21 protein-coding genes are annotated in these 21735 nt (G+C 29.7%); 16 read left to right on the forward strand and 5 right to left on the reverse strand.

Going from position 1 to position 21735, the window contains the following annotated elements; translation table 11 throughout:
* The 12 genes from OZP10_RS09035 to OZP10_RS09090 all read left to right on the forward strand — a co-directional run bounded on the left by OZP10_RS09035 (position 1) and on the right by OZP10_RS09090 (position 13688).
* Complete coding sequence (locus OZP10_RS09035) at positions 1-1485, forward strand: GH3 auxin-responsive promoter family protein (protein ID WP_281634366.1); 1485 nt, start codon at positions 1-3, stop codon at positions 1483-1485.
* 140 nt (positions 1486-1625) lie between these two features.
* A complete protein-coding gene (locus OZP10_RS09040) occupies positions 1626-3305 on the forward strand; it encodes a DUF6909 family protein (RefSeq protein ID WP_281634367.1) in 1680 nt (559 codons plus the stop codon).
* Positions 3306-3314: 9 nt separating this feature from the next.
* Complete coding sequence (locus OZP10_RS09045; RefSeq protein WP_281634368.1) at positions 3315-4298, forward strand: hypothetical protein; 984 nt, start codon at positions 3315-3317, stop codon at positions 4296-4298.
* A gap of 101 nt (positions 4299-4399) precedes the next feature.
* Positions 4400-4936 (forward strand): hypothetical protein, encoded by a 537-nt coding sequence (locus OZP10_RS09050; protein ID WP_281634369.1) that lies wholly within the window; start codon positions 4400-4402, stop codon positions 4934-4936.
* Positions 4937-5019: 83 nt separating this feature from the next.
* Positions 5020-6321: a flippase gene (locus OZP10_RS09055; protein ID WP_281634370.1), complete on the forward strand. Its 1302-nt coding sequence runs from the start codon at positions 5020-5022 to the stop codon at positions 6319-6321.
* Complete coding sequence (locus tag OZP10_RS09060; protein WP_281634371.1) at positions 6308-7387, forward strand: glycosyltransferase family 2 protein; 1080 nt, start codon at positions 6308-6310, stop codon at positions 7385-7387. Before OZP10_RS09055 ends, OZP10_RS09060 begins: the two co-directional genes overlap by 14 nt.
* A 377-nt stretch (positions 7388-7764) precedes the next feature.
* Positions 7765-8775: an O-antigen ligase family protein gene (locus OZP10_RS09065; RefSeq protein WP_281634372.1), complete on the forward strand. Its 1011-nt coding sequence runs from the start codon at positions 7765-7767 to the stop codon at positions 8773-8775.
* Entirely contained in the window at positions 8768-9559 is a 792-nt protein-coding gene (locus tag OZP10_RS09070; RefSeq protein ID WP_281634373.1) for a glycosyltransferase, read from the forward strand. The genes OZP10_RS09065 and OZP10_RS09070 overlap by 8 nt, the downstream gene beginning before the upstream one ends.
* A gap of 254 nt (positions 9560-9813) precedes the next feature.
* On the forward strand, positions 9814-10743 hold the full coding sequence (locus OZP10_RS09075; protein WP_281634374.1) for an O-antigen ligase family protein: 930 nt from the start codon (positions 9814-9816) through the stop codon (positions 10741-10743).
* Positions 10736-11860, forward strand: coding sequence for a glycosyltransferase (locus tag OZP10_RS09080; RefSeq protein ID WP_281634375.1), 1125 nt, complete (start codon positions 10736-10738; stop codon positions 11858-11860). Before OZP10_RS09075 ends, OZP10_RS09080 begins: the two co-directional genes overlap by 8 nt.
* A 1-nt stretch (position 11861) precedes the next feature.
* Positions 11862-12845, forward strand: coding sequence for a UDP-glucuronic acid decarboxylase family protein (locus tag OZP10_RS09085; protein WP_177211503.1), 984 nt, complete (start codon positions 11862-11864; stop codon positions 12843-12845).
* A gap of 75 nt (positions 12846-12920) precedes the next feature.
* Positions 12921-13688, forward strand: coding sequence for a glycosyltransferase family 2 protein (locus OZP10_RS09090; RefSeq protein ID WP_281634376.1), 768 nt, complete (start codon positions 12921-12923; stop codon positions 13686-13688).
* Positions 13689-13801: 113 nt separating this feature from the next.
* Here the strand turns inward: OZP10_RS09090 and OZP10_RS09095 are convergent, their stop codons facing one another.
* Genes OZP10_RS09095 through OZP10_RS09105 form a run of 3 tightly spaced genes read right to left on the reverse strand, consistent with a single transcriptional unit; the run spans position 13802 to position 16548 of the window.
* On the reverse strand, positions 13802-14329 hold the full coding sequence (locus OZP10_RS09095; RefSeq protein WP_281634377.1) for an ORF6N domain-containing protein: 528 nt from the start codon (positions 14327-14329) through the stop codon (positions 13802-13804).
* A gap of 42 nt (positions 14330-14371) precedes the next feature.
* Positions 14372-15682 (reverse strand): phenylacetate--CoA ligase family protein, encoded by a 1311-nt coding sequence (locus tag OZP10_RS09100; protein WP_281634378.1) that lies wholly within the window; start codon positions 15680-15682, stop codon positions 14372-14374.
* A complete protein-coding gene (locus OZP10_RS09105; protein WP_281634379.1) occupies positions 15679-16548 on the reverse strand; it encodes a hypothetical protein in 870 nt (289 codons plus the stop codon). The genes OZP10_RS09100 and OZP10_RS09105 overlap by 4 nt, the downstream gene beginning before the upstream one ends.
* Positions 16549-16678: 130 nt before the next feature.
* On the opposite strand from OZP10_RS09105, the gene purD reads away from it, so the two are divergent.
* Positions 16679-17953, forward strand: coding sequence for a phosphoribosylamine--glycine ligase (gene purD / locus OZP10_RS09110; protein ID WP_281634380.1), 1275 nt, complete (start codon positions 16679-16681; stop codon positions 17951-17953).
* A 43-nt stretch (positions 17954-17996) separates the two neighbouring features.
* On the opposite strand, the gene OZP10_RS09115 is transcribed toward purD, so the two are convergent.
* Positions 17997-18227, reverse strand: coding sequence for a DUF6341 family protein (locus tag OZP10_RS09115; RefSeq protein ID WP_029271378.1), 231 nt, complete (start codon positions 18225-18227; stop codon positions 17997-17999).
* A 141-nt stretch (positions 18228-18368) separates the two neighbouring features.
* On the opposite strand from OZP10_RS09115, the gene OZP10_RS09120 reads away from it, so the two are divergent.
* Entirely contained in the window at positions 18369-19298 is a 930-nt protein-coding gene (locus tag OZP10_RS09120; protein WP_281634381.1) for a DUF6427 family protein, read from the forward strand.
* Here OZP10_RS09120 and upp read toward each other — a convergent pair.
* Entirely contained in the window at positions 19293-19946 is a 654-nt protein-coding gene (upp, locus tag OZP10_RS09125; RefSeq protein ID WP_281634382.1) for a uracil phosphoribosyltransferase, read from the reverse strand. The genes OZP10_RS09120 and upp overlap by 6 nt on opposite strands.
* A gap of 110 nt (positions 19947-20056) precedes the next feature.
* Between upp and OZP10_RS09130 the strand changes: the two genes are divergently transcribed.
* Both OZP10_RS09130 and OZP10_RS09135 read left to right on the forward strand, forming a co-directional pair.
* Entirely contained in the window at positions 20057-20662 is a 606-nt protein-coding gene (locus OZP10_RS09130) for a DUF4254 domain-containing protein (protein ID WP_177211496.1), read from the forward strand.
* A gap of 43 nt (positions 20663-20705) precedes the next feature.
* The gene (locus OZP10_RS09135) at positions 20706-21716 is read left to right on the forward strand and encodes a glycosyltransferase family 9 protein (protein ID WP_281634383.1); all 1011 of its coding nucleotides are present in this window, start codon (positions 20706-20708) and stop codon (positions 21714-21716) included.
* Positions 21717-21735 lie beyond the last annotated feature (19 nt).

The raw sequence follows: 21735 nt of genomic DNA on the forward strand, positions 1-21735 counted from the left end.
ATGTCAATTAAGTCAATTGCGGCAAAAATATTTGCCAAAAATATATACAATCAGACACTTAAATGGGCCAATAAACCTGTTGAAACACAACAAAAAGTTTTTAAAAGTTTGATCGAAAATGCGCAAAACACCAAATTTGGAAAAGACCATCATTTTGAACAAATAAAAAGTTTTGAAGATTTTCAGAAACAGGTTCCTGTTAGAGATTATGAAGATTTAAAATCTTATATAGAAAAGGTAGTAAAAGGAGAAGCGGATATTCTCTGGAAAGGAAAACCTTTATATTTTGCTAAAACTTCTGGAACAACTTCTGGCGCAAAATTTATTCCGCTTACCAAAGAATCGATGCCTTATCATATTGAAGCAGCTAGAAATGCAATTCTGCATTATATTCATGAAACAGGAAATGCTGATTTTGTCGATGGAAAAATGATTTTTTTGCAAGGAAGTCCAATTCTGACAGAGAAGTACGGAATTAAATTTGGACGACTTTCTGGAATTGTAGCGCATTTTGTTCCTAAATATCTGCAGAAAAACCGAATGCCATCTTGGGAAACCAATTGCATTGAAGATTGGGAAACCAAAGTAGATGCTATTGTCGATGAGACAATAAAAGAAGATATGTCGGTTATCTCTGGAATTCCGTCTTGGGTTCAGATGTATTTCGAACGTTTGGAACATAAAAGCGGCGGAAAAAAGATTGGCGAAATATTCAAAAACTTCAACTTGTTTATTTACGGAGGTGTTAATTATGAACCGTACCGTGCTAAATTTGAAAACATGATCGGCAGAAAAGTAGACAGTATAGAATTGTTTCCTGCCTCTGAAGGATTTTTTGCTTATCAGGATTCACAAAAAGAAAAAGGGATGCTGTTGCTATTGAATTCAGGTATTTTCTATGAGTTTATAAAAGCGGATGAGTTCTTTGAAGAAAATCCAAAAGTATTGACAATTGGAGAGGTTGAAGTAGGAGTAAACTATGTTTTGATAATTTCTACCAATGCAGGGCTGTGGCGTTATAATATCGGAGATACCGTTCAATTCACTTCTTTGGCTCCATATCGTGTTATAGTTTCTGGACGTATTAAACATTATATTTCGGCTTTCGGAGAACACGTTATCGCTAATGAAGTAGAAAATGCGATGAAAGAAGCCGTAAATTCGACTAATATCGTAATCAATGAGTTTACTGTGGCGCCACAAATTAATCCATCAAACGGACTTCCGTATCACGAGTGGCTGATTGAATTTGAGAAAGAACCTGAAAACATGGAAGTTTTTGCAGAAACTATCGACAATTCAATGCGTAAGCAGAATATTTATTATGACGATTTAATTACCGGAAATGTCTTAAGAAAAGTAGTGATCACTAAAGTTTCTAAAAACGGATTTCAAGATTACATGAAATCACAAGGAAAATTGGGCGGACAGAATAAGATTCCGAGATTATCGAATGATAGAAATATTGCTGATAATTTGAAGTAGGATTTAGCTTTTTTAAAATAACCGACTAACAATTTGTTAAATGGAAATTCATTAAAGTTATATATATAATTCCTACTTTCGTTTATCGAAATATTTACATCTTCTTTAAAAATGAAGATGATTTTTAAAAATAAAAAGACATGAAAGAAACTAAACATATATCAAGATCTAGAGCGCAGGAATCTTCTGCGGCGATAGAAAAAATGTACATTACAATGCGCCATTTATTCAACCGTGGTTTTTATAAACCAATGGGAGTTTCTGGCGACAGTTTACGCGAATCATTATTGGCTTTACGTCCTGAAATCTACGGAAATATCGCAGAAGAAAAAGTAGAGTTAAACGGACTTTTATACGTTATTGAACGTCTTCCAATCGGAATTGAACAATGTCGTTTTATCAATTTAACTTCAGACGAAGGTTACTCTAAATCGCATTTTCAGCCGATTGTTCCTCCAAAAAGAAGAAGAAACTGCTACAGAATTGACGAAGAACAGATGAATGTTGAAATCACTCGTGGACGTTCAGACATTTATGATATTTTGACGCATTTGACTTTCATTTTTATTGAATCGCATAAAATTAAAAATAGAGTTTTAATAGATGATGGAGGAGAAGTTTCGCGTGATTGGCAGAAATTAGAGCAAGCCGTTATGCAGACTAAAAAGCTTTCTCAAGTTGAAAAAGAAAAAGCAATTTCTCACGTTGCCAATATTTTAGCAAGAACTTTTGAGGAAGTATTAGATATTTATGATGCTTTTGGTTCAGAAAATGCACCAGATCGTTTCCTACACGTTATTTATTGGTTAGGAAAATTAGCGATAGAAGAGATTGTTGAAAACAACAAACGTACGATCACTTTTAGTCCAGTTTTACGTGAAAGATTAGGACACCATATTCATGGAGAAATCTGGGCAACAAATATTAAAGAAGTTTTAAAAGCAAACGATTTGCTGAAAAGACCAATTCACGTAATTAGTGCTAATATGCACAGTGTGATGAATTCGATTTTTGCGACACCTTTGCTGAAAACAAAATATAAAGGAAAAACAGATTTCTTTATTTATGAAGAATTAAGCAGTTCAGGATCAAAAGAAATTAGAGGTCAAGTAGAAGAATTGGCTTTAAAAAATGGAATGATTTCGTTGCCAGATTGTTCAGGAACTAATATCGATGTTCAGATTTTTGACACAGCTAAAATTGATTGGTCAAAAACAGCTTTTTCACATGCCAATGTAGGCGAAGAAAAACCAGTTATAATCGTAATGGATTATGCTTTTGGAGAACAGGCTTACGAAACCATCGATGAGCTTTTGAAACCATTTAAAAAAGAAACTTTACTAAATGTAAAATCGGTTTCTATTATGGGTAAAGCTGGAATTCTAGAAGGAGGAAAAGGCGATATTATGATTCCGTCTGCGCATATCAACGAAGGAACGGCAGATAATTATTTCTTCGAAAATGAATTGACAGGTGCAATGTTTGAAGGAAATGATATAGATATTTATGAAGGAGCAATGGTTACCGTTCTTGGAACTTCATTACAAAATAGAGATTTATTAAAGTTTTTCCACGAATCGACTTGGGGTGTAATTGGTCTTGAAATGGAAGGATCTTATTATCAAAAAGCCATTCAGTCAGCATCTAAAATTAGAAAAAGCGTTCCGCATGATATTAAAGTTCGCTATGCTTATTATGCTTCAGATAATCCGCTGGAAACAGGAAGTACATTGGCCTCAGGCGGATTAGGAACAACTGGTGTGAAACCAACGTATTTAATTACAATTAAGATTCTAGAGCAGATTTTCAACATCAAATAAAAATCATAAATGAGTACAAAAGTACCGCAGAATACAGAAGATCAGGAAGTTGATTTGGATTTTATATCAAAAAAAATAGGTAGCTTTTTTGAAAGAATAAACAGGTCTATTTTCAATAGTATCCAATTTTTTATAAAAAACTGGGTGATTGTCTTAATATTAGTTGGTGTTGGTTTTGGACTAGGGATGTTTTTGGATCAAAATCAAAAAAGTTATAGACACGAAATTATAGTTGCGCCAAATTTTGGGAGTACAGATTATTTATATGCAAAAGTCGATTTGATCAACTCAAAAATCAAAGAGAATGATACTCTTTTCTTAAAAGAAGTTGTAGGGATTTCAGATCCTAAAAACCTCAAACTAATTGAAGTAAAACCTATTGCTGACGTTTATAATTTCATTCAGAATAAACCTGAAAACTTTGAATTAATAAAGTTGATGGCTGAAGATGGTGACATAAAAAAAGTATTAGAAGAAAATGTGACAAGCAAAAATTATAATTATCAAACATTGCTTTTATTTACTAACAAAAAGGTTACAGAGGAAAATTTGATTAAACCTCTTTTAGAATATTTAAACACTTCAGATTATTATTCTAAAATTCAGAAAGTAGTTTATCGTAATGTCGAATTGAAAATTCAGCAAACAGATTCTATAATTAAACAAATTGATGGCATATTAAATAATTTATCGAATTCGTCTAAAGGAACTTTAAAAAATGATAAGTTGATCTACTATAATGAAAACACACAATTAAACGATATTATTAAAAGTAAAGACGGTTTATTAAATGAACAAGCAACGCAGAGAGTAGAGCTAATTGGTTTCAATAAGATTATAAAAGAAAATAACATCATTTTAAATTTACAGTTAGTTAAATTTGTCAACGGTAATCTGAAATTTTTACTACCATTTATATTTGTTTTGGCATTTATTTTCTTAGGATTTTTCAAATCATTTTATAAAAGACAAAAGCATTTAGCCAGTTTATAGGATAGAAGGATAAGATTTTTCAAAACTACATTTGGATTGAACCTAAACAAAAAAATTTCAGCAGAAATAGTAAATATATATTTTTGCAAAAAAAACAGCAGATGAAAAAACAATTGATTTTTTTAAATTTAGTTTTAATAACATTATTTATTTCTTGTAAAAACAAAGAAGAAGCACAACCTGTTAAAGAAGTAAAAGCGAATACTTTTGATGTGATTGTTGATTTGAAAATTGAAAAAGACGATGAACTTATTCTTTTTTACAAAGATCCTTCAATTGCCTATTTTGATGCTAAAAATACTGTTTATAATGGTGTAAAAGGAAAACCAGAATCTCAACAAGTAACATTTAGTATTCCTGAGGGAATTTTACCAAACGATATTCGTTTTGATATAAGTTCAAATAAAGAACAAAATCCGATTACGATAAATTCGATTACATTAAGCTTTGAAGGAAGAGTATTTAAAATTGAACAGAAAGATATTTTAAAATATTTTACGCCAAATGATTTTATAAAACTTGATGAAGCAACAGGTACAGCAACATTCATTAAAAAAGGTGAAGAGTATGATCCTTATTTTTTAACAAAGGAAATTATTTATCCTCAAATTGAAATGGTTAGAGGAGTTAAAATGTAATTTTTGTTAATGATATAATTAATATTTTAAGGCTGTTCCTTCAAAAAGGTATAGCCTTCTTTTTACACTAAAACCAAAAGATATTGAAGCTGATTTTTGATATATTTCAACGATTTAAAAAGCACAAAATTTTAGCTTCGAATTTTGTATATCTTTTTGTTCTTCAAGCTTTAAATGTTATTTTACCATTAATTACTTTTCCTTATTTAATACGAGTTTTGGGAGTTGAGTATTTTGGACTCTTGTCTTTTTCTATAGCTTTTGTAACTTATTTTCAAATTGTAACAGAATATGGATTTAATTCGACTGGTACACGTGATATTTCATTAGCAACAAATAATCGCGAAAGACAAATATTGATTTTTAATCAAATAATGTCTGCCAAACTTGTGTTGGTAAGTATAAGTTTTGTTGTAATGATGGGAATTGTTTTCTTGTTTGATATTTTTAGAGCATACTGGTACATATATTTATTTTCCTTTGGATCTATTTTAGGTCAGGCTATTTTTCCTGTTTGGTTTTTTCATGGAATCCAAAAAATGAAGTATGTAACATATCTAAATTTAATTACTAAAACAATATTTGCACTTGCACTTTTTGTTTTTGTAACTAAAAAATCTGATTATTATTTAGTTCCAGTTTTTAATGCTTTAGGGTTTCTCTCTGCAGGTATTTTATCACTATTTTATATTTGGAAAGATTTTAAGATTAGCTTTAAATTGCAGTCTGTTAAAGGAATTAGAGAACAACTCAATAAGGCAAAATTCATGTTTTTGTCTGAACTTAAAATTTCGCTTTTTACAAATACAAACACACTAATTTTAGGAATTTTTGCTGGAAATCAGGCCGTAGGTTATTTTTCGGCAGCAGAGAAACTCGCTCGTGCAATAGGTAATCTGCAAACTCCAGTCTCAAATACTATTTTCCCATATCTTTCGGCAGAAATGGCTTTGGACAAGCTAAAAGCAATTATAAAAATAAAGAAAATAACAATTGTCGGATCCATTGTATTCTCTTTGATTGTTATCACCTGTTTTTGCTTTGCAGAGCAAATAATTTCTATTATTTATGGTAAAGAAATGCTCCCATCTGTGCTATTATTTAGAATTGTGATTCTGATACCATTATTATCGTTTTTAGATACAATGTTTGGTAAACAGATTCTATTAAATTTAGGAAAAGATATATTTTATTTTAGAGTAATTGTTTTAGCTACAATCTTAAATTTTACTATTAATTTTATTTTGACCTATTTTTATCAGGAAACAGGAACAGCAATAAGTTTAATAATCACTCAGATATTTATTGTTTTAGGTATGTGGTATTTTGCACATAAAGAAATAAGTTTGATTTTAAAACAAAACAGCAATTATGGCAGTAATTAAAGTTAGCGTTGTTATTCCTGTTTACAATGCAAAAGATTATTTGCATGATTGTATAAAATCACTTATAAATCAGACTCTTGAGGAGTGTGAATTTATTTTTATAAATGACGGTTCAACAGATAATAGCTTTGAAATAATAGAATCATATCAAAAAATTGATAGTCGAATTAAGCTCATAAATCAAGAAAATGAAGGAATAGGTGAAGCAAGAAATGCTGGAATTGAGGTTGCTATTGGAGAATATATTGGTTTTTTGGATAATGATGATTTTTTAAAAATAGATTTTTTAGAGAATCTATATAAAAATGCCATAGAAAGAGATTTAGATATTTTAGTATCAAAAACAATATTAGGAAGGGACGGAAAATATATAATTAAAGATCATGGTTTTATTACCGATTTAATATTTACAAAAGACTTTATACAAGAACAAATCATTCCAAATCTCTTAAAAACGGAAGATTTATTTGCAGTTTGGAATAAAATTTACAAACGGACTTTTATTTTCGAAAATAATATTCGTTTTCCAGACAACAGAGTAATTGAGGAAGATAATATATTTAACATTCAGTCTTTTAACAAAGCTAAGAAAGTTTTATTTATCGATTATGCGGGTTATTATTATAGGGATGTAGCTGATAGTAAATCAAGAAAGATTATTGAAAATGATTATTTTTCAAAAGCTCTTGAAAAATATTATTTGGATTATAAAAAAGAATATAGTCTCAGCATTTCATACGAAGAATTGGAGAAACTTAAAGCGATTAGATTTATTCAAAGAATCTTTTATTTAGTCTATAAATGTTCAGTATTAAAAATCCCGTTTAAAATAAAATGGGACTACATCAAAAACATGGTTTTTCATGAAAAAGTATATGAATTGTCCAAAAACTATGATGAAGAAATCCTCCAAGATAAAGGATTATATGAAAGAACCCTCTTAAAAATTATCACCAAAAAAACATCCTTTTTATTGGTTTTATTAATTTTTAGCATTCAAATTGGATATCATCCAAGAATTTCAGAAACAATAAGAAAGATAAATAAATTGACAAAAAAACGCTGATAGTGCTTGCAAAAATATATAATACATTATTTTTCTTAGGTCTTTTCTTTTTCCCATTTAACAGTTATGAAGGAATATCATTTTTGGGAGAATTTAAAACTGAGTCTGGAGCACTTTTTTTATTTGCTGGATTTTTATTTTTATTGATAAACACTTCTTTCACAAAAAGAATAATCTTTCCATACAAAAATTTTCTATTTCAGCTTGTAATGTTATTTATAATTTGTTGTCTAATAACAACAATATTAAATGCCTCTTCGGTTAGTTCCAATTATTTTAAGAGTACAAGCGGTATAAATAGGTTCATAAGACAATATTTCGCTTTGCTTATTTCTGCTTTTGTATTTTTTATTTTCTATATCAATGTTTTAGCAAAAATGGAACTGAAAGACGTACTTTTTAAAGTAAGAAAAGTGTTTCTTTATTCTTTAATTGTAGCTTCTATATATGGTTTTTTGGAAATTTTAATTTCAGTTTTTGGCTATGTATTTTTATATCCAATTTTAAAAGGATTTAATTATTTTCCTTTCTTAGAAGTTAATCTTCATCCAGAAGGCAGAATTTCGACCATAAGTTACGAACCTCCTTTTTTAGCAATTTACCTTATTACAATTTCTGGTTGGATGTTTAGTTATATTCTCACCAGTAAAAAACTAACGAGATTTTTGCCAACATTTGCTATTTTAGTTCTGACTTACTTTTCAGGATCACGTACGGGATTAATCGTGGTATTTTTTCAAGGATTTGTTTTTTTAATTTTCTTATATAAAGACGTGAGATTTAAGAAATATGTGATCAATTTTTTAGTAGGAGCTTTAGTTGTTTTTTCAGTTTTGCTTGTGTTTAAAGGAGAAAAAGTAATTCAATCGGTTACCGAGAAAATGAATTCATTAAATTTTCAAAAAAATTTAACCAAAAGCGTTTCTAATCAATCGCGATTCGGGATGCAATATGCCGCATTACAGGTCTTTTTAGAAAATCCAATTATAGGAGTTGGGTTTGGCCAGCAAGCCTACCACAATAGAACTCATTATCCTTCTTGGGCAACAAGAAATAATTATGAGTTTGAATTGTATTATAAGAATAAAAAGGAAAAGGCATTTCCGCCAGGATATAATCTTTATACAAGACTTCTAGCAGAAACAGGTTTAATTGGAATTTCTTTATTTTTAATGTTACTTTATTTTTCTTTAAATGAAGTTCGGCTTTTGATGAAAAAGGCAAAAGAAGAAGAAAAAATAATTCTAATGATTATTTTAATTTCTCTTTTAGGACTATATATCAACTGGCTTCAAATAGACACTTTTAGAATTTATGGTGTTTGGCTTTGTTTGGCTATTTTAATCAGAATGCGATATAATAAAACTTTAATTTTAAAAAATGAATAACATCATTCTTTTAATACCATATTATAATAATTCTGATGGATTAATGAAATCGTTGCAATCTATTGATCAAGATGAAGAGTTAGATATTTTAATTGTTGATGACGGAAGTATAAATAGATTTGAAGAAAATACAGCGATACAAAATTTTAAAGCAAAAGGAAAAATCTTTTTTGAATATTTACCGGAAAATAAAGGAATTGAAATAGCATTAAATACTGGTTTAAAAATTAGTATTGAAAAAAGATATAAATATATTGCAAGATTAGATTGTGGAGATATTTGTCTTGGGAAAAGATTTGCTATTCAGAGAAGCTTTTTGGAAGATAATCTAGAAATTAAAATAGTAGGTTCCAATGTTTTGGCAGTAGACAACAATGATACGTTTTTGTATTCAATCAATTTACCATTGAAGGATCGGGATATAAAAAATAAAATGTACTTTAATTCGATGTTGATTCATCCTGCTATAATGTTTTCTGCTGAAATTTTAAAAACGGTAGGATTGTATTCTTTAAATTACAAATCAGCTGAAGATTATGCTTTTTTCTTTGCTATTTCAAAGTCATACAAAATGGCAAATATTAGCGAGTATCTCACTCAAATAGAAATTAATGAAAAAGGTATTTCACTGCAAAAAAGAAAGCAGCAGGTAGCTTGTAGAATCAAAATTATAAAAGAGAATTTTTATTTTGGTTTTTATCCAATTTATGGGCTAATTAGAAATTATATCTTATTGATTCTTCCATATCGGTTTATTTTGTTTTTAAAAAGAAGTAAAAAATGAAAAGTTTTATACAGAAGAATTTATATCATTACTCAGCTTATTTTATGATTCTAGTGCTTTTCTTTTCTAAAGCACTACCCAATATTGGTTTAATTGTTCTTACAATCTTATTTTTAATAAATTTTGATATTAAGGCATTTAAGATCAATTCTTATTCAAAACATATTTTATTGATTTTATTATTTTATCTTGTAGTAAAATCGGCTATTTATGGTAATTTATCGTTCGATTTTAGGGTTTACAAAGGTATATTGTTGGCATTTTGGATTTCGATTTTGCTGTCTAAAATAAAAGATATAAAAACATTAAAATTAGTTGTTTTAATAGGGATTGATACTTGTATTTTAATTTCCTTTTTTCTTATAGGAGTATTTTATTTTCAAACAGGAATTCTGCCTTTTTCTAATACTGCTGAGGTGAACAAATTATTGCTTTTAGAGCGTCCATATATTGCATTTATTGCTGTTTTAGGGTTTTTAATATCTTTAGAAAAAGGAATAATTATATCAAAATGGCGTAAATTTTTTATATTCAATTCTGTTCTTTTACTTGGATTTATTTTATTGATTTCGGCGAGAATTTCAATTATCACTGTTTTTTTAATTGTAGGAGTATATTTTGTATTTTATTTTAAAACGAAGTGGTACAAAAAAATTCTTTTTGCATTAGCTCTGGTACTTTTGTTTTTGGGTGTAGTTATGTCAAACAAAAATATTAGAGAAAGATTTTTTATAAAAAGTAATTTAGAAAAATCATTGCAAGAAGCCTCTGATTATGAGCCAAGAATTGTAATTTGGAACTGTGCCTATAAAATGACAAAACAGGATGATTTTATTTTATTGACAGGTTTTGACGGGTATCAAAAAATAAAAAATAATTTGCTTGACTGTTATGCATCAAGTATCGAAAATCAATCTAAAAAAGAATATTTTTTATCAGAAAAGTTTAATACCCACAATCAGTTTATTGATTTTTATTTAGTTGGTGGAATCATTGCTTTTCTTTTATTCTCAGCATTTTTTGTTGCATTATTTTTAGAATTAAGATTAGCTTTTTTTAAAATTGCAATAGTGATCTCTTTTCTGCTTTTTTTTATTGTAGAGAACATATTTTACCGACAATTTGGTTGTTATTTGTTTGGTATATTTGCACTAATTTTGCTCCAGAGAAAAGAAGATGAATAAAATTAAAGTTGCGCATATTCTACATTCAGTAGGTGGGGTTGATGTTTCTTTGAGGCAGATACTTCACAATTTAGATACCGAAAATTTTGAGAGCATAGTGATTCATGGAAATTCTGATACTCAAAATGAATTTGTAGACAAAGATGCTAAGCCAATAGGATATTATAGGCTTCCGATATATAGAGAAATATCTTTTAGATATGATTTATTAGCAATTTTAAAAGCATGGAAAATTATTCGTAAAGAAAAACCAGATTTAATTCATTCACACAGTACAAAAGGTGGTGTTATTGGAAGGATAGTGGGTTTTTTAACAGGAATAAAAGTTTTGCATACACCACAGGCATTTTCTTTTTTAAGTACAGAAAGTAAGATTAAAAGGTCTTTTTTTTTAAAGATTGAAAAATTGCTTTCCAAAGGGAAAACGGTTTTAATTGCATCTTCTCAATCTGAATTAAATAGGGCAGTGAATGAGGTCGGGTTTCCAAAATTTAAAACAGATCTTTTTAATAATGCGATAGAACCAATAGAAAAGATTTTTGATTTATCTATACCTAAAACATGGCCAGATCAATATTTATGTACTGTAGGTAGACCTTGTTATCAAAAAAATATTGAAGAATTGATTGAAGTTTTATATGAACTTAATAAAATTGTTGATGTACATTTGGTCATTCTAGGATTAGGGCATTATGCTGATCATATAAGACAAGTTGAAGATTTAATAGAAAAACTTAATTTAAAAAATAAAGTGACATTATTAAATTGGACAACAAGAGAAGATGTTTTAAACATTATAAGTAAATCAAAGATATATCTTTCAACAGCCAGATACGAAGGACTACCTTATTCAGTTATAGAAAGTTTAGCACTATCAATTCCAAGTATAGTTTCTGATTGTGATGGTAATAGAGATTTAATCATAAATAATTATAACGGTTATTGTATTAAGGAAAACAATACTGTAGAGTTTAGTAAAAAAATAAATGTTTTGCTTCAAGATGAAAAATTATATAATGAGTTTTCAAAAAATGCGAAAGAAACATTTGAAATGAATCATAATATTTATAAAAAAATAAAGGATCTCGAATCTATTTATAGAGAGCAATTAACATAATATGAAAAGAATACTTATCACTGGAGCGGCAGGATTTTTAGGATCACACTTATGTGACAGATTTATCAAAGAAGGTTACTTTGTAATCGGAATGGATAATCTGATTACGGGAGATCTTAAAAATATTGAACATTTATTCAAATTAGAAAACTTTGAGTTTTATCATCATGATATCACCAAGTTTGTTCATGTTCCAGGCGATTTAGATTATATATTACATTTTGCTTCGCCAGCAAGCCCGATAGATTATTTAAAAATTCCGATCCAAACTCTTAAGGTAGGATCTTTGGGGACGCACAATTTATTGGGATTGGCAAGAGTAAAAAAAGCAAGAATTTTGATTGCATCTACTTCAGAAGTTTACGGAGATCCGTTGGTTCATCCACAGACGGAAGAATATTACGGGAACGTAAATACAATTGGTCCTCGAGGAGTTTATGATGAGGCAAAACGTTTTCAGGAATCAATTACAATGGCATATCATACGTTTCACGGAGTAGAGACCAGAATCGTGCGTATTTTTAACACGTACGGACCAAGAATGCGATTGAACGACGGACGTGTAATTCCTGCTTTTATTGGACAAGCGTTACGCGGAGAAGATTTAACGATTTTTGGAGACGGAATGCAAACACGTTCTTTCTGTTATGTAGACGATCAAGTTGAAGGTATTTACAGATTATTGCATTCAGATTACGTTTATCCAGTAAACATTGGAAATCCAGATGAAATCACTATTAAAGATTTTGCAGAAGAAATTATAAAACTGACAGGAACGAACCAGAAAGTGGTGTATCATCCACTGCCGATAAACGATCCGTTACAGCGTCAGCCAGACACTACAAAAGCAAAAGAGTTATTAGGCTGGGAAGCAAAAGTTAACAGAGCAGAAGGAATGAAAATAACTTATGAGTATTTCAAATCATTATCTCCTGAAGAATTGGCTAAAGAAGAACACAAAGATTTTTCAAGCTATATTAAATAATACTAAGCATAGCTCGAATTTTAATTAAATTCGGGCTATTTTTTAAATAAACTTCCCCAAAAACAATTAGCATCAATGAACGAATTAGTTTCTATTATTGTACCAACATATAATACCGAAAAGTTCATTAAATCGACAATTGAGTCAGTTCAAAATCAAACTTATGCAAACTGGGAGATGATTCTGGTCGATGATGCTTCAACAGATAATACGGCTTTAATAATTGAAGGTTTTGCTGTGCAAGACAGCCGTGTTAAACTTTTTAAATTATCAGAAAATAGAGGAAATGGTTTTGCTAGAAATGCAGCTTTAGACAAAGCTACAGGAAAATATATCGCCTATTTAGATGCTGATGATTTATGGTTTCCTACTAAATTAGAAAAGCAAATACAGTTTTTAAAAGCAAATAATTTGCACTTTACTTTTAGTTATTATGATTCTATCGATGAAGAGGGAAATAATTTGAATAGAAGGGTTGAATCTCCAAATCCTTTAACCTATAAAGAATTATTTTTCTGTAATTATGTAGGTAATTTGACGGCTATTTATGATGTCGATTATTTCGGAAAAATTATTCTTGAAACTTCACAAAAACGCCAAGATTGGAGAATATGGCTTACGATTTTAAAAGAAATTAAAATAGCCAAACCAGTTCCAGAACCTTTGGCATTTTATAGAATTAGAAAAGATTCTGTTTCTTCATCCAAATTTAAATTGATTAAACACAATTTTGGCGTTTACAGAGAATTTCACGGATACAATCTCGTTTTTTCTATTTTGTTGATGATGAGGTTTTTGTTTACTCAGTTGATAATCAAACCAAATTATATTAAGAAGATTTAAAGTTCAACTTGAAGAATTTCGATAGAATTGGAGGTCGCAATTTGAGACCTCCAATTTTTTCAAACCGATATATAAATGATAAACTTGATGTCACAATTTGTGACCTTAAAGAACTATTTTTTATAGCCAATTTTCACTCTTTCAGATTCATTTTCTTTCTTATCAGTCAGTTCATCCAAATAAGAAAATACCAATTCGATGTTTTTATCATGATTCTCTAACTTCTTCTGGATTTGTAAAATATCAACTTTAATTTCTGTTGTATCCAAAAGCATTTGTCTCACTTTCGTAAAAATTCGCATAATTTGAATGTTGGTTTGAATAGCTTTGTCGCTTTTTAAGACACTTGACAACATTAAAACGCCATGTTCAGTGAAAGCTGTTGGAATTTTACGTAAACCCATTTTTTCAGAATTGGAAATCACAATTTGTGATTTCCAATTTTCAAATTCTGATTTATTGAGTTCAAACATAAAATCTTCTGGAAATCTAGATATGTTCCTTTTAACTGCTTGGTTTAAAATTCGTGTCTCAACTCCATAAAGTAATGCCAAATCACGATCCAGCATCACTTTTTGACCTCGGATAAAATATATTTTATTTGAAATTGTTTCTTCAGAAAGTAAAGAACGATCTTCCATAAGTTTTTAATTAGAAAAACAAATGTAAGATTTTATATATAATTATAAATATGATTTAAATTGTTTTAGTTTCCCACGATTGGTTCTCTCTAAAACTGTTTTTCTTGTAAAGGTGAAGTTTAAATTGGGCTCTAAATACAAATCGATAGCTTCTTTTATTTTTTGAATTTGTTCTGAAACTAATTCTTTTTCAGCAATATATTCAATTTCAAAAGTATCTATTTGGGTTTGTTTGATAATGAATTCTTTTACGTTTCCATCGTCTTCAATTATGCTTTTGGTTACATAATAAAATGTCAATCCAGGCGATTTTTTTCCGCTTGGTAAAATCGCAAGATCATTTGTTCGGCCAGTTAGTTTTTTTAAAATTGGTTTTTGAGGAGTACTTTTTTCGTCCAGAATTCCAATGTCGCCAATTTCATATCTGATAAAAGGGGTTGATTTATTGAAGAGCGAAGTAATTACAATTTTTCCTTCCGTTCCATGTGGAACAGGATTGTTGTTCTCGTCTAAAATTTCTACAAAAAGGGTTTCTGAATTTATTTGCCATTCTCCTTGAGGGTTTTCAAAAGCAATTAAATCCAATTCAGATGCACCGTATTCACTGATAATTGGAATTCCGAATTGTTTTTCTAGTAATTTTTTATCCATTTTAAAAAGCATTTCTGACGTAACAAAACAAGCTTTTAAAGTTGGACAGACTTCTTTTAAAATGATGTTTTTCTGTGCTAAATATTTAGCAAATAAAACAATCGAACTCGTGTAACCATTGATATAATCAAATTTTTTAATTCTGAATTTATGTAGAAATTTTTCTAATACATCATCAGACAAATCAAAAACAGGAAAACGATAACGATGTGTTAAAAAGTCTTTGAGACGTTCTTTTTGATAACCAATAAGATCCATTGGAATTCCGTAAAAACGTGCTTGATAGGAATGATTAAAATCGATTCCAAACCAACCAAAGCGCATAATATTCGAAGCCCAAGTCAAGGCATGGCAATATTTATCTTTACCAAAAACAAAAGGAGTTCCGCTTGATCCCGATGTTTTGTTGAGGTAAATGTTTTTTTTTGAATAACCTTTAGAAAGCCTTTCTTCGAGTGTATTTTGAAGATTTTGCTTATTTAAGACAGGAAGATCATTCCAATTTTTAATTTTTTTGTGTTCCACCAAATCGCAATAAAAAGAATTGTTATTTAAATGAAAATCAACAATTTCTTTCTTTTTATTTTCAAGAAATGTGACGTATTCTTCTTCAGAAAAACGAACAATTTCACACAATTCGCTTTTTGCTTTCTTTATAGGAAAACCATTTAATTTTAGTGAAAGATCAAAAAGGTGAATCATGATATTTTTAAAACAATATTTATACTTCCGGCCGTCAACTCTTTTTCTGAATATTTCAAGAAATCTTCATGTAATTTTAAACTTTTAAATTTTTGTTCTTGAGGAGAGTTTGACATTGGATTGTCATGAGAAATATAAACAATTTCTAAATCTAAAGAATTGAAAATATCTAGATATTGAGGAAGCCTTAATCTATTATGATAATCAAATCTTGTTTGGATATTATCCCATTCTTCAGAACTATATTTCAAAAATTCTTGAAGAGACAAAGATTTATCAGAATATGCCCTGTGATCACTCGGAGAAATAAAATGTATAATATAAGATTCCTTAGGTAAAGAGCTCTTAAATTTTTTATGCATTTCTTTTATATCTTCAGGAGTTACATGCTCTAGAACAAATCTTGAAAAAACAATATCTGCTTTAGGAATTTCGGCATCTATTATATTTTGAAATGGAAAATAATGAACATTTTCAGGTAACGAATATTGATTATTGCTTGCAGTTATATCGCAATTATATATTTTTGAAAATAAAGAATTAAACCTAAGTATATTTTTTGTTTGATAATGCTTGTTTATATCAAAAGTGTAGACGTTTTTTAGTTTATACTTGTGAATTAGAATATATGGTGATATTGGTAACCATCCTGATCCTATTTCAATCGCTGATTTGTTTTGCAGATCAATTTTTAAACTCGAAAAAATTGAACCTAAAGAATTAAACGTGTTTTCTGTACTTTTTAATTTTCCTTCAATATTTTTATTTTCAGATACATTTTGTAATTGATGATAGATTTTTGAACCCAGCGAATGTGGAAGAGTACTAAGAGCCTTGAAAATATATGTTTTTACGTAATGCTTCATCGTCAGATTTTTGTCAAAAATAATGTTTAGGAATTACTAACAGTATAGAACCAACAACTTTTTAGAGATTTAATTATTTTTTACGTTCAAAAGCAATTATTTTTGCACCACAACTAAATATAACAACACCATGACAATTTTACTATTGGGATCAGGCGGAAGAGAGCATGCATTTGCATGGAAAATGACTCAAAGTCCGCTTTGCGAAAAACTTTTTGTAGTGCCTGGAAATGCAGGAACTGCCGCAATCGCTGAAAACGTTGCAATATCTGCAACTGATTTTGAAGCTGTAAAAGCATTAGTACTTAAAGAAAATATAAGTTTAGTAGTCGTAGGGCCAGAAGATCCGTTAGTAAAAGGTATTTATGATTATTTTAAAAACGACGAAAGTTTAAAAAATATTCCAGTTATTGGGCCATCAAAATTAGGTGCACAATTAGAGGGAAGTAAAGAATTTGCAAAAGAATTCTTGATGAAACATAATATTCCAACTGCAGCTTATGACAGTTTTACTGCTGAAACAGTCGAAGAAGGATGTAAATTCCTTGAAACCTTACAGCCTCCTTTCGTTTTAAAAGCAGACGGATTAGCGGCTGGAAAAGGTGTTTTGATTATTCAAGATCTTGAAGAAGCAAAAACAGAATTACGCAATATGCTGGTTCATGCTAAATTTGGAACAGCAAGTGCAAAAGTAGTTATCGAAGAATTTTTGGACGGAATCGAATTAAGCTGTTTCGTTTTAACTGATGGAAAAAGCTATAAAATTCTTCCAACTGCAAAAGATTACAAACGAATTGGCGAAGGTGATACAGGTTTAAACACAGGTGGAATGGGAGCAGTTTCTCCAGTTCCTTACGTAGATGCTGTTTTGATGGAAAAAATCGAAACTCGCATCGTAAAACCAACAATCGAAGGTTTCCAGAAAGACGGAATCGAATATAAAGGTTTTGTATTTATTGGACTGATTAATGTAAAAGGAGAACCAATTGTTATTGAATACAATGTGAGAATGGGTGATCCTGAAACTGAAGTTGTGGTTCCGAGACTGAAATCAGATTTAGTTGAATTGTTCTTGTCTGTTGCAGATCAAAAATTAGGAGACTTTAATTTAGAAGTTGATCCAAGAAGTGCAACAACTGTAATGGTCGTTTCTGGCGGATATCCTGAGGATTTTGAAAAAGGAAAAGTAATTTCTGGATTAGAAAATGTGACAGATTCGATAGTTTTTCACGCAGGAACAAAATTAGATAATGAAAATGTCGTTACTAATGGAGGACGTGTAATTGCTGTAACTTCTTATGGAGACAATTTCCAAGAGGCCATAAAAAAATCTTATCAAAACATAGATAAACTAAGCTTTGATAAGATGTATTTTAGAAAAGATATCGGTTTTGATTTAATCTAAAAATAAAATTCACAAGCCCTTTTTAATTAAAGGGTTTGATTTTTTATTTTAAAAATGAATGAGCCGTAGTATCTTGGTTTTCTGTTCCAGCGTCATCAAAAATACGTAATTGTTTAATCCAATAAACGATTGCGCATGCACAGATGATCATGAAAATCCAGTTAATAGTGTTTGCACCAAACCATGTAATTAATTCCAAACGACGTAAAAAGTCAAGAGGAGCAAACAAAATGTTAACGAATAAGTATTGTATTCCTTCAAAAAAAGCTGTCATAATTCTTTAAAATTATATGTTATTTATTGTTGTGTAATGCTTTGAAGATAAAATTCTTTTAAACGAATCTTTTTTCAACTTGTTCTGTTTTCCTTTCAAACAAGTATTATCTTTACAATCACAAAAGTATAAAATATCCTTATGATAACAAGTGTTTTTAAAAAATCTACGCCATTAAATTATTCATTGGTTGTAATTTTAATACTGGTTTTCTTTTTTATGTTCCAAATTAAAGACCCTTCTTGGGTTACTTCTTATTTTTTGGCTTTTCAAAAAGTGAGTTTGTTATGCTTTATTTTGGCTTCTTTTTTTATGATTAATTTCATTGTAAAAAAGAACGGACTCAGTAAAGACAATGGTTACGCGATACTTTTTTACTTATTGTTTATTTTATTTTTTCCAACAATATTTAATGATTCAAATGTTATCTATGCCAATTTTTTTATTTTATTGGCACTTCGAAGATTGATTTCGCTGCAATCTCTGAAAGCATCAAAAGAAAAAATATTTGATGCTGCATTTTGGATTTTTGTAGCTTCTTTATTTCAATTTTGGAGCGTTCTCTTCTTAATATTGGTATATATATCCATTATTTTTCACGTTTCAAGAGATTATAGAAACTGGGTTCTTCCTTTTATAGCATTTTTAGCCGTTGCGATTTTATTTTACATGACATCATTAATTTTCAAATTTGATGCTGTAGCCTTCATTCAGGAAAGAGCTGTTATCGATTTTAGAATTGATTATTTTAAGAATAATTATGAAAATGCAGCACTTTCAATATATACCGCTGTAGCTTTGTTTTTTGTTACTTCGATGTTAATGACATTGTCAAACAGACCACAAATTGTACATTCTTCGTATAAGAAAATTGTAGCTTGCTTTTTTATAGCCGCTTTTGTTTACATCGTTTCACCAAATAAAAGCAACGATTTATTATTGTTTAGTATTGCTCCGTTAACGGTTATGGCAACAAGTCATATAGAATATATGCAGCAGAAACTGAATAACGAAATTGTTTATTATACGCTGATTGTGTGTAGTTTATTTACGTTTTTCTCTCAATTATAATTTACTTCCGTAAGCAAGATCGCCAGCATCGCCAAGGCCAGGAACAATGTAGTTTTTTTCATTTAGTTTTTCGTCTAGAGAAGCTACCCATAAATGACAGTTTTCAGGAAGATTTTCCTCAAGATAGGCTATTCCTTCTGGAGCAGCGATAACAACTATAATATGCAGTTCTGTTGGAGAAGCATTTTCGATTAGTTTTTTATGAACAGCTACAATTGATTGCCCTGTAGCCAGCATTGGGTCGAGAAGCAAAACAGTTTTATTATTTAAGTCTGAAATTGCCTGATATTCAACTCGAATCTCAAATTCATCATCATTGTTTGGGTGAAATCTACAGGCAGATACAAAACTGTTTTCGGCATGATCAAAATAATTTAAAAAACCATTGTGCAATGGTAATCCGGCCCGTAGAATAGGACATAATACCAAGTCGGTATCAATTTCTGTTGTTTTTTTGATTCCAAGTGGGGTTTGAATATCTACATTTTTATAAGGTAAAATTTTGCTTAGTTCATAAGCCATAATTTCGCCAATGCGTTCAATATTTCTACGAAAACGCATGCTGTCATTTTGAACATTTACATTTCGGATCTGGCCTAAAAAATGATTTAAGACACTGTTGTTCTCAGAGATATAATGGATTTTCATATTATTTTTTTAGAAGATCAATTGTTTTTTAAGAATAATTGAAAAATTGATGTTTTTTTTCAAAGTATAAAAGTATAAAAAGTATCTTTGTTTTATAAAAAAATAAAAACATGTTTTCAAAATTAGCATATTCTGTTTTCGAGCAAAGCATCAAAGATTATCACCAATTTGATAATGTAGATCAGCCGATCAATAATCCTTATCCAAAAGATAAGTTTGAGCATTTGTTATATCTAAAAAATTGGATTGACACCGTTCAATGGCATTTTGAAGATATTATTCGTGACCCGCAAATTGATCCAGTTGCAGCATTGACTTTAAAAAGAAGAATTGATGCATCAAATCAGGAACGTACTGATATGGTGGAATATATAGATAGTTATTTTTTACAAAAATACAGAGATGTAAAAGTAAAAGATGGAGCAAAAATTAATTCTGAAAGTCCAGCTTGGGCATTTGACAGATTGTCAATTTTGGCTTTAAAGATTTATCATATGCATGAAGAAGCAAATCGTGCAGAAGCGTCTCAAGAACACAGAGATAAATGTCAAGAAAAATTAAATGTACTTTTAGAACAAAGAAGTGATTTATCAACTGCAATAGATGATTTATTGACTGACATTGAAAATGGAGATAAATTCATGAAAGTGTACAAACAAATGAAAATGTACAACGATGATGAATTGAACCCAATTTTATATCAAAATAAAAAATAATAATTTGGCAGACTTGTCTAGCAAAATTAAGCATATAGCCGTCATGAGACTATCCGCAATGGGAGATGTCGCCATGACGGTTCCTGTTTTACGAGCTTTTGTAAAACAATACCCAGAGGTAAAATTAACGGTTATCTCACGTCCTTTTTTCAAACCGTTTTTTGACGGAATTCCGAATCTTGAATTTTTTGCTTTTGATGAAAAGGAAAGACACAAAGGTTTTCTAGGTCTTATACGCTTGTATAGAGATGTGAAAAAACTGAAAATTGATGCTTTTGCAGATCTTCACAATGTTTTACGATCTAAGGTTGTTAACTTGCTTTTCGCTTTAAGCGGAAAAAAAAGAGCAACTGTAGATAAAGGACGTGAAGGAAAAAAAGAATTGACGCGAGAAGAAAACAAAATTTTCAAACAATTGCCAACCATGTTTGAAAGACATGTAAAAGTGTTTGAAGAATTAGGTTTTCCTTTGGATTTATCGAAACCAACATTTCCTGAAAAAGCAGTTTTAAGTTCTGATATTTTGCAAATTATTGGAAATAAAAATCAAAAACTTATCGGAATTGCGCCTTTTGCTCAGTACGATTCTAAAGTTTATCCTTTAGATTTAATGAAGGAAGTAATTACAAAATTGGCTGAAAATTCATCGTACAAAATTTTACTTTTTGGCGGAGGAAAGAAAGAAATTGAAATTTTAGATTCACTCTCAGAACCTTTTGAAAATGTAATTAATATGGCTGGAAAAATTAAATTTCAGCAAGAGTTACAACTAATAAGCAATCTTGATGTAATGCTTTCTATGGATTCTGGAAACGCACATATTGCAGCAATGTTAGGTGTAAAAGTTATCACGCTTTGGGGTGCGACGCATCCGTACGCAGGATTTTTGCCATTCAATCAAAGTTTAGAAAATGCACTGACTTCAGACCGAAATCAATATCCAAAATTACCAACATCAGTTTATGGTAATAAAATTGTTGAAGGTTATGAGGATGCTATGAGGACAATTTTACCACAACAGGTTATTGACAAAGTCGTAGAGCAACTTTCATGAAATAAAAAACTTCTCTTTT

This window comes from Flavobacterium luteolum, assembly GCF_027111275.1.
GTDB classification, from domain to species: Bacteria; Bacteroidota; Bacteroidia; order Flavobacteriales; family Flavobacteriaceae; genus Flavobacterium; species Flavobacterium luteolum.